Origin of the sequence: Bifidobacterium sp. wkB338, from assembly GCF_003688325.1 — a bacterium.
Classification (GTDB): domain Bacteria; phylum Actinomycetota; class Actinomycetes; order Actinomycetales; family Bifidobacteriaceae; genus Bombiscardovia; species Bombiscardovia polysaccharolytica.
On sequence record NZ_NPOR01000004.1, the window covers coordinates 1 to 15,513 of the forward strand.

Below are 15,513 nucleotides of genomic sequence, written 5' to 3' on the forward strand. Positions count from 1 at the left end.
TAAAGAGGACTCGTTCGTAGCTATATGCTGGTGGGTAGTCAGCTACCCTTTTTGGCTCGGTGCAGCAACTAGCACTATTTTAGTCGGCATCTCCTTTTGCTTCTTGATCCTCGCCCCACAGGTTGTCGTATTCCTGGTCATCGATATCATCGGAATAGCTGGAACGGGCATCATCTTTGTCATAGAGCTCGTGATGATGAAACTGCGCAGGGTTTCACTTGTTTGTGACACCTGTCACACGCGGTTCGCATACCCGGTTTACATCTGCCCCTCCTGCGGGGCCAAGCATCAAGAGCTATCACCAAATGTATTTGGCGCCCTGCATCACAGATGCACATGCGGAGCCAAACTGCCTTCAAGTCTCCTCGTTCTGAAGAACCCCCGCAGGTCGCTTGATGCCATCTGCCCCAACTGCTGGAAGTCGGGACGAGAAGTAACCGTGCAAGGTGCCGGAAGTCATACCGTGTGTATTCCCATCGTGGGAGGCGAGTCGGCTGGTAAAAGCGCCTTCATTACTGCCTATGTCAAGGATCTTATCGACCATCAGGCATCAGCCCACGGATTGACGACACATTTCTACGATGACAGCAAGAAGAGCATGTACAGCGCTATGACCATGGACTATCAGAACGGTACCGTAAAAAAGACGGCTACCGTTACACGCACCGATATCTCCAGCACAATCTCCTTCAGCTTTTATCTTGAAGGGGAGAAGCTGAAGCCCCGTCGACTGATGCAAATCTACGACATCGCTGGAGAGACCTTCGTCGGCAACAGCGAAAACGAGCAACAACGTCAGTACGAGCACTGTGATGGCATTGTTCTGGTGATCGATCCCATGTCACTGCCCAAGGCTCAGGCGCTTTTCGGGAATCAAATGGATGCCGGTGATCAGAGCGCTGTCAGCTCAGCAAGTCTGGAAGACGTGATGAACGCTCTCAACAATGACCTGCGGGAGAACACGAAAATCGATAAGAGCGGAAAACTCTCCATGCCACTTGCCGTTGTCCTCAATAAGGTCGATGAGGCGGAAGGGTTGGATGATCGCTTCGGCAACAAGGGCGTGATGAAAATCAGAGCAGCGAACACGGAGAGATTCACTGATGATTTCGACCTCATGGACTTGCTATGCCGACAGTTCCTGGTGGACATGGACATGCCCGAAATCGTTGATCTCATTGAGCAGAATTTCAAGAGTTCACGTTTCTTCGCAGTCAGTGCAATAGGCCATACGGCTGGGAATGGCAATGCCTTTAAACCCTTGAATGTCAACGCGGTCATGAGCTGGATCCTTCAAAACTGCGATCCGAATTTGGCTAAGAACCTCAGCATGCAGACCTTCTCCAAAGCCAGCCTGCCGCTGGAAAAACCAGTCGCTGGCCTGTACGAAGCGCTGCTGGCCGGACAGGGGGGAAGCAAGCAAAGCAGTCAATGACATGAAGCAGGCGACCGCAATTGAGCGGCCAACCGTCATATAGATCTAATGCGGAAGGCGATAAAGGAGCAGAAACAATGGAGAACCGAGAAGCAGAGGAAGATATGCCTTTGCCTAGTTTCCCACCGGAGCCCAGGCAAAAGGCAGCATACAGCACGGATGCTCCTGTCTCCGGGCCTAGGGTAGCCGAGACGGCTGTAGAACCTGACCATGCAGAAGCAGTTCAGGAGTCCAATCAAGTCAATGGCAATCCGAATGCCGTGGCCATGGACATACAAAAGTCAATCGATTCCTTGGGTAAGGCAATGGATCAGCTTCAAGCTCTGTTCAGCCAGCGGCTGCAATATGACCAGACCAAAGAGACGGTCATAGATCGACAGCACCAGGAGTTGAAAGCGCTCCGTGAGGGGATCAAAAACGACCTGCTAAGGCCGATTCTTTATGATATCGCTGCGGAGTTGGACGACATTCGTCAGATGAAGATGGGGCTGGGAGACCAGCCAGGTTCCCAGCTGGCTGCGGAGCAATTGACCAATGTCGAAGATGTCCTGAAGGACATACTCAATAAAAACGATGTAGAGCAGGTGTCCAGCCAGCCAGGAGAGTCCTTCCAAGGCAAGTGGCAACGAATGGTCAAACCGGTGGACACCGATGATCCCAGCAAGCACAAGACCATTGCTCAGTCGCTGGCGCCCGGGTATAGGCGAGCCCAGGAGAGTGTATTCAAGGAGAGGGTAACCGTGTACCGACTGCTGCCGTCCAGCCACCGGCAGCATCAGCCAGGCGACCTTGGTTCCAACTCCAGCATTGGGACCGGCAGCGCTGTTCCACCTGAAACGCAGACATCAGAACCCAGGGCTTAGACAAACCAGCCAGTCAACATTTCAACCAGAAAGAAGCAGACAGCATGTCAAAATACGTATACGGCATCGACTTGGGAACCACCTATTCCTGCATTGCCTATCAAGACGAGGATGGTCGGCCCACGGTAGTCAAGAATCTTGACACCAATGCCGACACCACTCCATCAGTGGTCCAGTGGGACACGGATGGAACCCCGGTCGTCGGGCAGGAAGCCAAGGATTCGGCAGTTTTGGAGCCTGACAGAACCATAGCTTTCGTCAAACAGCTCATGGGCAAGAGCAAGATCGCCATCAACATCGACGGCAAGGACATATCCCCAATCGAAGTCTCCTCTTACATACTGAAGGAATTGGCCAACCAAGCCAGCAATCAGCTTGATGACGATGTGAAAGATGTCATCATCACCTGCCCCGCTTACTTTGGAGAGGCAGAGCGTACAGCCACCAAGCAGGCAGGGGAAATCGCCGGCCTCAATGTGCTCGCCATCATCGAAGAGCCTACGGCTGCAGCCATCTGCTACGGGGTAACGACTTCAACTGAAGACAAGAATGTCATGATCTACGATCTTGGTGGCGGCACCTTCGATATCACCATTATGAAGATCTCAGGGGGCACCATCAGAGTGGTCACCACCGAGGGCGATCACGAGTTGGGCGGGAAAAAGTGGGACGAGGCTATGAGTCAGCTCTTGGTGGACAAATACATGGAATCCACCGGCAGCGACGAGAGCCCAATGGATGCTGACGACAACGAAGCCTTCCTTCAGGATCTTGCTATCACCGCTGAAAAGACCAAACAGACGCTGAGCAACAAGAAGAGCGCCAAGGCCGTGCTCAATTTCAACGGCAAAAGGGCACAGATCGAAATCACCCGCGAAGAGTTCGACGATGCTACAGCAGCCCTGCTGGATACCTCCCTGGACTTATCGGAAAAGGCCATCAGCACTGCCAAGGCCGAGGGTGTAAACGTCGATGAGATTCTTTTGGTAGGTGGCTCCACCAAGATGCCTCAAGTTCAAGAGGGAGTCAAGGCACGCCTGGGAATAGAACCCAAGGTGTATGAGCCGGACGAGGCTGTCGCCAAGGGCGCCGCCATCTACGCCATGCTCCAGGCTGACGAACAGTCCAAGCTCAGCGACAACGAAACCAAGTCAACCGATGCAGAAGGCAACGAGGTCGCCGTCAACAAGGAAACCGGTGAATCGCGAATCCTGCCCACACTTTCCGGCGGCGGTTCCGCCATGCCGACGCTTTCCAGCGGAAGCCTCAGGGTTGTGTCCGTCTCCACCAAGAGTTTTGGTGTCAAAGCCACTGATGCCAAAGACGGACAGGAGAAGATTTTCAACCTGATCAAGAAGGATGACGAAATACCAGCCGAGGTGACTCAGCAGTTCGGCACAGCTGAGGACAACCAGATCAAGGTGGAAATCCGCGTCTATCAGACTCCTGACAAGGTAGACACCTACCCGGTTGACGAGGATCGCTTCCTGGGAACCGCGGAGCTTAACCTCAAGCCCAACACGCCAGCCCAGTCGGTCATCTCCATCACCCTGAAGCTCACCGCTGACGGCATGGTCAAGCTGCATGGGAAGGATGAAACGTCCGGAAGCGATATCGATGCCGAATGGAAGGCAGAGAACGCGCTTGACGATCAGGAGCTCCAGGAGGCCAAGGAGCGTGTGAGCACATCCACCAGTCTGTCGATGGAATAAGTGCATCTATAAGTCGGTCAGCTTTCCGGGAGGCTGACCGACCATCCACCATCTGCCGGTTCAAGGACAAGCCCTTTTCAATTCGGCAGGGAAAACGAGCAGGCAGCGAAGAAAGGCTTGAAGACGATGGGTATTGCAGTCGGAATCGATCTGGGAACTACATATTCGGCAGTGGGGCGCATCGATCCCACCACGGGTCATGCCGTCATCATCAGAAACCCGGAAGGGGAGGCCGTGACTCCATCCGTGGTCGCCGTCATGCCTGGAGGTAAAACCCTTATCGGTGCAGAAGCCAAGGAACAGCAGGAGTTGGGCTATACCGAGACCGCTGCCTTCTTCAAACGCTCAATGGGGCAAAAGGACTTTTCACTGACACTCTGCGGAAGTCAGTATTCTGCCAGTGACCTGGCTGGAATCCTGTTGCGCGGGTTGGTTCAACAAGCTCAGGAAGTATCCGGCGAGACCGTAGACGCGGCAGTGGTGACTGTGCCTGCCTATTTCAAGAACTCCGAGCGAGAAGCCACTTTGGAAGCTGCCTCCAAAGCTGGCCTGAAAGTCCTCGGACTGCTCAATGAGCCGACGGCAGCAGTTTTTGCATACGGCCTCAACGCGGACGGAGCTTCCCGTAAGGTCCTGGTTTACGACCTTGGCGGCGGTACCTTCGATGTGACCATGGCACAGGTGGACGGTGAAGAGATCAGAGTCCTAGGCTCGGATGGCAGCCACATGCTGGGCGGCAAAGACTGGGACGATGCCTTGGTTCGTTGGATCACCGACCAATTCTCGGACGAGTTCGACGTTGATTTGAGCGACGACTCAGAGCAGATGGGTCAACTAGCAGTAGTGGCGGAAAAGGCGAAGAAACGCCTTTCCAGGGCCAACTCTGCGCCCATCCGCGTCTCCTACCAAGGGCATACCGGCAAATATGAGCTGACCCGGGATGAGTTTGACGATATTACTTCTTTCATGCTCCAGGAAACCTCGGATATCGTCGATAGGCTATTTGCCAGCATGGATCCACCCGTCAGCTGGCAGGATGTTGACGGAGCAATCCTGGTGGGAGGATCCACCAGAATGAAACAGGTCCACGACTACATCGAACGCATGTCCGGCAAGCCTCCTCTGGGCGGCGTGAATGTTGACGAGGCCGTAGCCCTAGGCGCAGCAATCCGTGCCAATCAAAATGCTTCAGGAGCTCCAACTATGCTGCTGGGTTCCGGATCCTCACCCAGTCCATCTGATGGGCCAAGCATGCTCCTAGGCGGACGCAAGGTGACTGACGTAACCTCGCACAGCCTGGGAATGATTGCCGAGTCCTCGGACCGATCCCGATATGTCAACGACATCCTGATTCCCAAGAATTCTCCCATCCCCGCCCGGCAGACCCAACGACGTGAGCTGCGGGTGCCCACTTCCGGAGGAGAGCTGGAAGTATACCTCCTCCAAGGGCAGGAACCCGCACCTCTGGATAACGAGGTGGCCGGCAAGTATGTCTTCACCGATATTCCCTATGTAGGCGACGGGCGCACACTCATCGACGTGACCTACAGCTACGACGAAAACGGGGTCATCGCAATCAGCGCGGTTCAGACCGAGACCGATACCTCATTGCCCATGCACCGTGAGCCGGTGCCTGAGGACATGAGCTGGGCCACCCGCTCTCCCCTGGAGAATGATCTTATTGAAAAGAAGGCCAACAATGGAGTTGCTAACAGGGGAGAAGTTTACATTTTCATTGATATGTCGCTAAGTATGTTTTCGGGAATTTACAGTGCTATAGCGGCAGCTCAGCAATTTGTGTATCAATTGAATCTTGAATATATGCATGTCGGAATTATCGGATTTGCAAAGCAAACTAAGATATTCCAGGTAGCTTCATCTAATAATTCTGAAATAGATGATTGCATCAGCAAACTTCATGATCTGTTTGAAAATAAAGCATGCGGCCTAGGAAGCTATAATCCATTAGGACTCTTGCGGACACTCTACTCGGACTATGGAACCAATAAAATTGCTCTCATCCTTACTGATGGTGAGTGGGTAGGTAGCCATCATGCGATACTTGATGCACACTCTGCGTGGCGACGAGGCATAGACACCATCGGCATAGGCATGGGCGACGCAAATGAATCATTCCTAAAGCGGATCTCCTCTGTCCAGGACCTGTCAGAACTGACAGACGCAAGCCACCTGGTCGAAAGTTTCTCCAAGATCGCCCGAGTTATCAGCAGTGGCGATGGGCTGGTCAGATAGGAAACCGGCACCATGCAGAATGAAACAAATTACTACCTGCTACTTGGCCTCTTTGACTTTGCCAATGACTTGGTGGGCTCCAGCGACGATGATCCTGCCTTCGAAGCCGCTTTCAATGCCGCCAAAACACAAAAGGAACGGCAGTGGTCCTCAGACAAAGTGAAAAACTCCGCCAAGGCCAGCCGAGCAGGGCACAGCCTTGACCTCCTGCCCAAAGCCAAAGAGCACTTGGACACTATGGAAAAGCGCAAGACTCAGTGGGAGGATGCCAAAAACCAGGTAGAGAAAAAGATCCGACAGCAAATCAATGTCTTCGCCTTAGCCCATTCCGGTGCTTACCTGCTCCAGGGCGAAGTGGATCTGGTCATCAAAAAGGTGCAGAAGGATCTGGACTTGACCATAGACCAGGCTACTGTACAACGCTTGGCACCCTCTGGCATCGAGATCAAACAGGGTGAGCAGGCGCCCGCTGGCAAGGATCTGTCGAGACCCAAGGGTTACACGACCTTCCATAACACCCAAAGCACACTGGCTGCATACGGTTATTCAGATTTCTACGACCTTCTAGGCAAGGATCGTGGCGTTACCAAGATCAGGAGCACCCCAGCAGGGCAATGGGCCAAGTGGGCCCAGGAGGATAAACAAGCACTACCCAACAAGGCCACCACTGAAGTGGCGGATCGGCGTAAACTCTATGGGGAATGCGCCCGCATCTTCGCCAGCGAAGACAAGCGCAGCGAATATGACAACTACATGTCCTACTGCAGCCTTGACGAGGTTCTCACCGAGATGGCCGAGGGCTGCTCGGTATCCAAGCATTTGGATGCATCCACGGCCGAGTCATACGCGAACAGGCTGGTTGCAAGCGCCGCCAAGCATGGCATCCCTTTGGACGAAAACGAAGCCATGGACTACATACTGGGTCGTTGCGTAAAGCATGGCATTGCCTTTGCTCCTCCCGAGAAAGAGGGAGCGGATACACCTGCCAAGAAAGAGGTCTGCTTCTGGTGCGGTACGCTTATCGACCAGGGGCTGGCAGTCTGCCCAAGCTGCGGCGGGAAGACCCATATCGACTGTCCCAAATGCGGGACGAGCAACCCAGCCTCGGCAAAATTCTGCACCAAGTGCTCCATGGACTTCGGCGATCTCGGACGCGCATCCTCCTTATGCGACGAGGCATCATCCGCCATAGACCACTTGAATTTCGACCAGGCCCAGCAGCTACTGGCTGACGCAGAGCAACTTTGGAAGAATCTGCCTGACATCGCCAAATGCAAGGTACGTCTTGAGCAGGGTATGAAGCAATTTGGCTCGCAAGTCCAAAGCCTGCAGGAAGCCATAAACGCCAACCATCTGGTCGAGGCGAAGAAGCTCTATCAGGACATCCAGAAGCGAGCACCCCAGTTTGACAGACAGGACCTGGTCGAGCGGATCGACACTGGAATCAGCACAGCCCAGTCGATCATGGATGGAGAAGATCTCAAGCATCCTGATACCCAAGCCGTCGTAAGGGCTTACGAAGCTTGCGCTGATTACCCTGGTCTGGCTGTTGCTCTGGCCTCCACACCGCCACAGGCTACGGAAAAAGTGAGCGTCAGGGTTCAGCAGAACAGCCAGTGCAATGTCATTACCTGGTCACCCTCCAAAACGAAGCATGCCTCTTACCTGCTCGTACGCAAGGAGGGGTCACGCCCGCTCGATGTTGACGACGGCGAAACGTTGGTCCGTACTGCTGGCACAAGCTATACGGATCACGGCCTGAAAGCGAATACCGACTACTGCTACGCGGTTGCGACAGTACTGGGCCCGCTTACCTCAGATCTGACCTGTTCCCAACCGGTCAGGAACCTCTTCGACGTGCATGCAGTCGAGGTCAGCGCCTCCGAAGGATCCATCCAAATCCGTTGGGCTGGACCTCCCAAGCCGTCAGAGGTCGAGGTTTGGCGGGATGAACACTCCGCACCAGACAAACCCGGAAAGGGCAAGCGGGTTACCAATGTTGCCGAAGGAGGTCTTCTGGATCAGGGTCTGAGCAACGGCGTGACCTATTACTACACCATCTTCGTCAAGTACCGCACCAAGGACGGTGGCACCGCTTACTCGAGCGGTCAGACCTGCTCAGGCGTACCCAGCGCGCCGCCGGATCCAATTGATTTTATGCTTCCTCAGCTCAAGGAGGACGGTTCCTTTGATCTGGAATGGGACAACCCTGATAAGGGTGAGGCACGCTTCTACTACAGCCCAGAGAAAGTAGAGCTGACTGCTGGCGACATTATGCCGGTTTCAGAACTGGAGACCAAAGTCCTTCCCCTCTCCTTAACAGTCAAGAGCGCAGGCAAGGGCACATTTACCCTTCCAGACGACCAGGTCTACCAGCTGATTGCGGCCACGGTTCGTAATGATACGGCTCTAGTGGGCTGTTCAACCATGGTGACCAGCAAACAGGCCGTTTCAATAACCAAGGTGGTGGCAAGCGGAGCCAACGTCGACATCATCTTTGAATGGCCCGAAGACAGCGAGAATGTGCTCATAGCCTGGAGGACCGACCGTTTTGCCAGTGCAGCGGGGGAGAGCGGCGCGGCCAGCAAGCTGATCAACAGAAAAACCTATGATCTCCACAAAGCCATCGAGCTGGAGGGCCTGGAACTCGGCGTAACCTACTACTTCAGTCTCTTTGCCCAACTGGGCACGGGAGACTCCGCATCCTATTCCGCACCCAGCTTCAAGACTTTCTCCTTCGGCGGAGGAGGCAAAGCGCATTACAGGGTTGAGGCCAAATCCTTCTTCGGCAAGGTCAAGTCCGCCAGGCTGGTCCTGTCCAGCGAGGTGGCTCTGCCGGCCTGCACCCTTCGCGTCCAGAAGGAAAGCATCCCCGTTTTCTCAGGTCAGGGAATCGAGCTGTTCCACGTACCTGCCCAGGCCGAAGCCGGTAACTGGACCTTTGACCTGCCCGCACAGCTGCTCAACAAGGGGCTCTATTACAAACTGTTTTTCGATGACCCTTCAGCATACGACCGCATCGACCTGCAGCTTAACCCGGGAACACACCCACAGATAGGAAAATAAGCATGAAATTGCACTATGTATGCCCCTTCTGCTTTAGCGAACACAAAATCTACGATGTTGAATTCGCCTGTGACATGCGCAAGATCTGCGGCAAAAAGGATGCCGATGGCAATGTGCTGGTGCCTGCCGGCGCCGGCGAGGACGATCCTAAAATGGCTGCCTACAAGGGCGTGCCTCGAATTCAGGGGCCTCACCACTTTCGCGCTCCCAGTTCGGCATTCACCAAGTTCTCCATGCCTGATAAGGCTGTCTGCGACTGGTGCAACCAGGTGAGTCACACTCGGGTGTGTCCCGACTGCCATAACCCCCTCCCCGTCACCATCGACACCGATCAAGAGGCCATCGTCGCCCTGATCGGCACTCGAGGCTCAGGCAAGTCCACATATGTGGGTGTGCTCATCCATGAGATGATGAAGCGTCTTTTCCGCCCATTCAATGGAACCTTCCAACTGTATGGCCCCGAAGACCAGCAACAGTACAAGGAGCGTTTTGAAGAGGATCTGTATCGACTGCATCATCTGATTCCGCAGACCCAAAGCCACATCGCTGGTCAAACGGTCACTGAGAACCGACCGATTCTCGGCACGCTCAAGCTCCAGTCCACCGGACTGTTCAAGAAGATCCAAGCGATGACTCTGGTCTTCTTCGACTCGGCTGGCGAGGATTGGGAGAGCGAAGAGGCGATCAGAATCCTGGCTAAGTATGTCTCGCATTCCTCTGGCATCATTTTCCTCATCGATCCTTTGGCCAACAGTGCCGTTCGCTCGGCCATCGATGACGAGGAGGCGGTGAGGACCTCCACTACTGTTGACGAGGGCGAGGTATCCGAACCAGCAGAGGTGCTCAATCGGGTCGCTGATCTGATCCGGCGTGATCGGAACATGAAGCAGACTGACAAAATCGACATTCCGGTGGCTGCAGCTTTTTCAAAGCTTGATGTCTTGGAGGATGCCGGCATTCTGCCCCCAGGCTCTGCTTTAGCCCAGCCATCACCTCACGTTCAGCTTGGAAAATTCGATGATGCCGATCGCCAAGCAGTCGACCAGGAGATGCGCGGGCTGCTGTCAACCTGGAACCAGGGAGATTTCCTTTCCGCTTTGGACATGAACTATACGACCAATTCCTGCATGGCCTTCTCCGCCATCGGCAGGGCGCCCGAACAGAACAACGAAATAGCCCCGCCAGTGCCTAAACGCATCGAAGATGCCATGTTCTGGATTCTGCACATTCGGGGCTTGATATGAGCGAGCAGGATCAGCGCCTCTTGTCATCGAACTCGGCTGCATCGGAAAGGACTCACTATGAAGGCTGAACAGATCATCTATACTTCCTGCCGGCGCGGCATTTCCGGGACCTCTTCAGGCTTTCAGAATTACTCCTATTCCCCTGAGATGGGCAAGTGGATCAACAGCGGCGATGCCATCGGACTGCTGCAGTCCTATCAACCGCCCCGTCAAGCGGACCTGCCGGCCCTGCCCTCGAAGGAGGAAGCGCAAAGTCTCTTCCCCAGGCGAGAGTTCTTCGGACCATTAGAGGGTCCAGATCATCTCTACGGCATGGCCTTGTGTTCCTATATAGGACGGGACTACCCCGAAGGATCCGTCCGAGGGGGCAATTTCATCAGCCACGTTCTCGCCCTGCCGATCGAACAGGTAAAGGGTTATCCTTGTGAATACATCGATTCTGCTTCCTTCCAGACGTGGATGGACGCGGATCTGGCCCGTTCACAGACAACCCCCGACCCTCTGCCTTCGCTGTCGATAGAGAGCAATCCGAACATCAGTCTTCAGGCTGTCCAAGACTTTCTCGAGGACGATCGGTCTGATGTCTTTGAGCTGATGCTGCGATGCCTGTTGACACGCAACGAAGGCGGCTATCCCCATAAACTCGTCATCGTTGACGACAAGGACAATTTTGCACTCTGGGTAGCTGCGCTGGAATACGCTCTTCCAGTCAGACAGGCACGCAGCTACGCCTTCTCCTCCTACGAGTATGATCTGCAAATCACGCCTGCTGTGGTTGTTCGGGCCGTAAAAGGCTGTCTTCATGGCATTGGCGATGCCTCTATGGCCTACAATTTCGTTTTCAATTTTGAAACAGGGGAGTTGCCCGCTCCACCGGATGCCAACGAGGATGTCGATGCCTTCTGTGAGTTTGCAGCATCGGCACTCTGCTACGCGCCAAATAGCCTGTCGGTAAACAACAGCTATCTGGATGCGACAGAATATGCGGATGTCGATGCCCGTGTCGGCACCGGCTATATCCTATGCCAATTGGCTGCTGGGACCATGGCTGCTGTTGATTGCACCAGTGATCAGATAAGCAGGGGATGCAGCTTTCTTGTTGATTTTGGCTCACCCGAACAGTGCAGGTCCATGGTTGACAGCCTGCTTGAATCCTCTGGTGCCCAAGTCATGCCGAAAGAATGGACGGACGCTGTGGAAGGCGGCATCCAAGCCATAGGTAAAGCGCAGCCGAACGTAGCCGCCCACGCCGCCACAGAGCTGGTGAATCGTCTGAAAACCATGTTTACCGCCAGCAATGTCAGCGAAGACCTGTATCAGCAGAACCGCAGCCTGGCTCAAATTCTCAGCCAGGTAGCAGGACGGGATTTGAATGTGGAACTCTTCCGCCTGCTGACAGAGGATGGCAGTGCCGCCCTCGACCTGGGGCAGAGCAACGGGCAGGTTCCATGGACTGTGAGAGCCTATGCGTCCATTCTTTCATCGTCCTTGTTGTCTTCCTTCACCCAGATTGGCGGTTTGCCACAAGGGGTTTCTGGGCAAGAGATGCTGGCAAGCTTGGGTCGTGAGAATGCGGCAGCGGTGAACAAGCTCGTCACCAGCCTGGCAACCAGCTCGGCCAGCACCGGCAGCGCCATCTTTGAGTCTCTGGTGTCGCAGTGGGGACAGGATCCTGCTCTGGTCTCGATGCTTGGCTTCTTGGTCGTAGAGGCCCGGCCTACCGCAAAGGACGTGGAGAATCTGGCAGTGGCCAGGCTCTGGCAGATATTTCTCCAGGAGCCCGAACCGAACCGCATCAACCATATTGCTTCCCTCTTGAAATCTGGACGCACGGACGTCGCCTTGGATCACCTGCTGGCTCTGGGCGATCAGAGCCAATCGGATCCTGTGCCCTATTACCGTTTTCTTGCTCAGCTTTTGCATTCGCCCATTGGCAATTTCATCATCACCCAAGCTGACGCCCTCCTGGACAAGTCCTGGTCCCTGCATGGACAGTCAGTCGCTTGGGGGGTTGCATGCCTGTCGCTGATGAGCCAGCTTCCGGGGATGACAAAGTCAGAAGTCTGGCAGAAAGTGCAAGAACTTGATCAGCAGGTCAACTTCATACCGAACACTCAGTCGCAGGCCCAGGATGCTCAGACGCTGGAGAAGTTCTGCTCGGAAACCGGACTGGCAATACCCGATCATATCAATCTGTGCATGCAGGCCCTCCGATTGAGCCAATTGGCACAGGCCGCTTCCAACCGTCGTCAGGATCAGATTCTGATTGATGCCCTCTGCAAGAGCATCCGTCAAGCAGGACCAAAACTAGCTGTCAACAAGGCCGGTAATCAGCTGAATGCCTATATTGAGCACTTGGCTATCAGTATTGCACCAGTCGCTACCGAAAGCGGGCAGATTGAGACTGCATGGATGCAGTCGATGCCGATGCAAACGATAGCCACTATGCTCTGCCAGGTGCTCAGGCAGGTCGCGGCATTGCACAATGAAACTGAGATCATGCTGCTCTTGGCGACCTACCTGCCTTATGTGTTGAACAAGTCACGGCACGTCCTCATTCAGGAAGGGCCATTCATCAACTTTGCAGCCCAACAGATGGGTGATGCAGGATTCAAATCATCTTCGATCAATAAGTTGCTGGAAGACGATCGTCAACTCAATAAATTGAACGACCGATATCAAAAGCGATTCGGTTCCTCTTTCAACAGCGGCGACTTCAGATCGTTGCTTTCGAAGATCCATCAAAAGATGCAGGCAAACGAGAAGCAAGACGGCAGAGGGGGCTTCTTCTCAATGTTCAGACGGTCGTAAACCAGGGAGCTTTAGCAGAAGAGGCATAGAGAGGCAACACTATGAGCACATACAATACATCAGGGTCAAGCACGGGGGGAGCGCCTTCAGGGTCGCCATACGGCACTTCAGGATCGCCGTATGGGTCATCATCATCCCCTTACGGGTCAAGCCGTGCCGCAGCTCCTGGCACACCTTCCTCCAGTGCTGGCCCCTCTGGGTCTGGCTCATCAGCAGACCCGGGTCCATCCGGGAACTCGCCTTATGCGTCTGCGCCCACATCCCCGTCTGCTATCCAGGTTAATAACGAAACGTATCTATCCTTTACTTCAATCGCCATTGCTGTCATTTTCATGGCGCTGAACGTATATATCACACCGGTTTTATTATTTTCCACAGGCGACAATCCGAATGTTTCAAAAAGCGTTATTAAAACCATTCATACTTTTTTGAACATGCCTTTTTATGTGCCGCAAACTATATTCACATCACTGTGTCTGTTCATGGCTTTTTTAGTCTGTTTTCTTTCATGCAGATACATTCCCGAATTCTCATCAAGCCAGGGCCGCGGTGTTGTTTCATACATCATGATGATGCTCATAGCAGGATTTTTTGTGTTTTTCGCTGACTCAAACCGGTTCGCGCATCCGCACATCGGCTACTCTTTGTTATGCACGCTGGCCATAGCCGCTTCAGCTCATGTCTCGCAAGGCATCAAAGCGTACACCGGTGTAATAGGGCGACTGTTGATTTGGCTCCTTGAACTCATCCTTCTGACCGCTGCGCTGTTTGTACACCAGTACAACATCTGATCGCGAACGGGAGGATTATACGAATGAGTGAATGGTATAAGAAAGTCGGAGTGCTTGTTGCCCTGATTCTCGGATTGGGTTTGGGATTCGTGGCTGTTCGCGGCTCAATGGACTTGGAAACAGCAAATGAAATCGCCTCAGGGCTCTCTGTCCTTCCTTTCAGCGATTGGCTCCTGCGACTGCTGAGAGGTATGGTTCACATCGATCCCGCATATGTAATACAAGTTCAAAAACCATGGTTTACCTCTCTACTGATCCTGTTTGTGCAGACCTTGATACAGTCGCCGATTCTGCTGCTGCTGAATAATGCCATGGGGCCCGTATTGTTTCGCACCAACGCCAATGAATATTCCGTGGTGGGGGATTGGAGCGCGAGTCGTACCAAGGACAAGATCCTGCGTCGTTTAGGCAAACTCGTATTGGTCATCATCCTGGTTCCACTTATTGCCTTTCTGGCAGGCTGGTTGATCTCCACTGCTCAAGAATGGGTAGGCAAGCGACCCACATGGTTACAGGTCATTATTTACATCCTGGTTTTCCTGCTTGTCGTAGCACTTGCCTGTTTGCCTATTTGGATGCATCCAAGAGGATTCTCCTATGGGGTCTTTCTGGCGAGCGCCGCACAGCGAATCATCTATGTGCTGATCACGAATTTCCTGATTATTGCGGTGGTTTCCATCCTGGTTGCAGGATCTTCGGGCTGGCATTTCATGCTTGCTCTGCTCATATTGCTGGCGTGGATGACCATCTACTCGGACACCGATGGTTTTCTGGCCCACAAGCTGGTGTCCGCTCGATGAACTTGCGCCGTCATACCTGGCAGCGCAACTGCAGTAGCCCAAATAGGCCGCTGCAGCAATACAAAGAAAAGAGGGTGCAGTTATGTTAAAGGAAAAAGACATGGAGGACTTTCACGACACCGTGTACTTCGACGACAAATCGAGATCAACTACCTTGGACGATGTACAAAGCCGCGTTGAAGAGACAGCCGGGAAGGTAGGCATCCCTATTGCTTTTTCACGAGATCAAGTAAAGGGTGGAGGCTTGTTCAGCAAGACCGTTGATGATTGCATAGTCATGTGCCACCCTGATCACAAAAAGGACTACTACAATTTTTGCATATATCTTTCGCGCCAGGGCAACAGGGTCTTCATCCATATCAAGGTGTTTGGCCACAGTAAGCAGATTAAGAAAGAGGCCCGCTCCGAGGCGGCGAAGGCTGACAGACAGGGCAAGGAGCTCGCTTATCAACTAGGATCCGCGCTGGGATCCGGCTTGCGTAATATCGGCAAGAGCAAGAAAAAACTCGAAGAGGAGCAAGAGTATTACGCTACTCTT

General features: G+C 53.7%; 10 protein-coding genes. All 10 read left to right on the top strand.

Translation table 11 applies throughout. The annotated features are described in order from the left end of the window. The coding region (locus CI603_RS08985) for a TRAFAC clade GTPase domain-containing protein (RefSeq protein WP_183122184.1) at positions 1-1,435 on the top strand (1,435 nt) is incomplete at its 5' end. 77 nt (positions 1,436-1,512) lie between these two features. Continuing rightward, positions 1,513-2,298, top strand: coding sequence for a nucleotide exchange factor GrpE (grpE, locus tag CI603_RS01050; RefSeq protein WP_121912696.1), 786 nt, complete (start codon positions 1,513-1,515; stop codon positions 2,296-2,298). 44 nt (positions 2,299-2,342) lie between these two features. Beyond that, on the top strand, positions 2,343-4,010 hold the full coding sequence (locus CI603_RS01055; protein WP_121912697.1) for an Hsp70 family protein: 1,668 nt from the start codon (positions 2,343-2,345) through the stop codon (positions 4,008-4,010). Positions 4,011-4,136: 126 nt separating this feature from the next. Then, complete coding sequence (locus tag CI603_RS01060; protein WP_121912698.1) at positions 4,137-6,263, top strand: Hsp70 family protein; 2,127 nt, start codon at positions 4,137-4,139, stop codon at positions 6,261-6,263. Between the two features lie 12 nt (positions 6,264-6,275). Beyond that, positions 6,276-9,329: a double zinc ribbon domain-containing protein gene (locus CI603_RS01065; RefSeq protein ID WP_121912699.1), complete on the top strand. Its 3,054-nt coding sequence runs from the start codon at positions 6,276-6,278 to the stop codon at positions 9,327-9,329. A 2-nt stretch (positions 9,330-9,331) separates the two neighbouring features. Beyond that, a complete protein-coding gene (locus tag CI603_RS01070) occupies positions 9,332-10,573 on the top strand; it encodes a hypothetical protein (RefSeq protein ID WP_121912700.1) in 1,242 nt (413 codons plus the stop codon). A 57-nt stretch (positions 10,574-10,630) separates the two neighbouring features. Beyond that, positions 10,631-13,384 (top strand): hypothetical protein, encoded by a 2,754-nt coding sequence (locus CI603_RS01075; RefSeq protein WP_121912701.1) that lies wholly within the window; start codon positions 10,631-10,633, stop codon positions 13,382-13,384. 41 nt (positions 13,385-13,425) lie between these two features. After that, positions 13,426-14,175, top strand: coding sequence for a hypothetical protein (locus tag CI603_RS08905; RefSeq protein ID WP_147438256.1), 750 nt, complete (start codon positions 13,426-13,428; stop codon positions 14,173-14,175). 23 nt (positions 14,176-14,198) lie between these two features. Continuing rightward, the gene (locus tag CI603_RS01090; RefSeq protein WP_121912704.1) at positions 14,199-14,975 is read left to right on the top strand and encodes a hypothetical protein; all 777 of its coding nucleotides are present in this window, start codon (positions 14,199-14,201) and stop codon (positions 14,973-14,975) included. 100 nt (positions 14,976-15,075) lie between these two features. Next, positions 15,076-15,513: hypothetical protein (locus tag CI603_RS01095; protein WP_147438257.1), on the top strand; the 438-nt coding region annotated here is incomplete at its 3' end.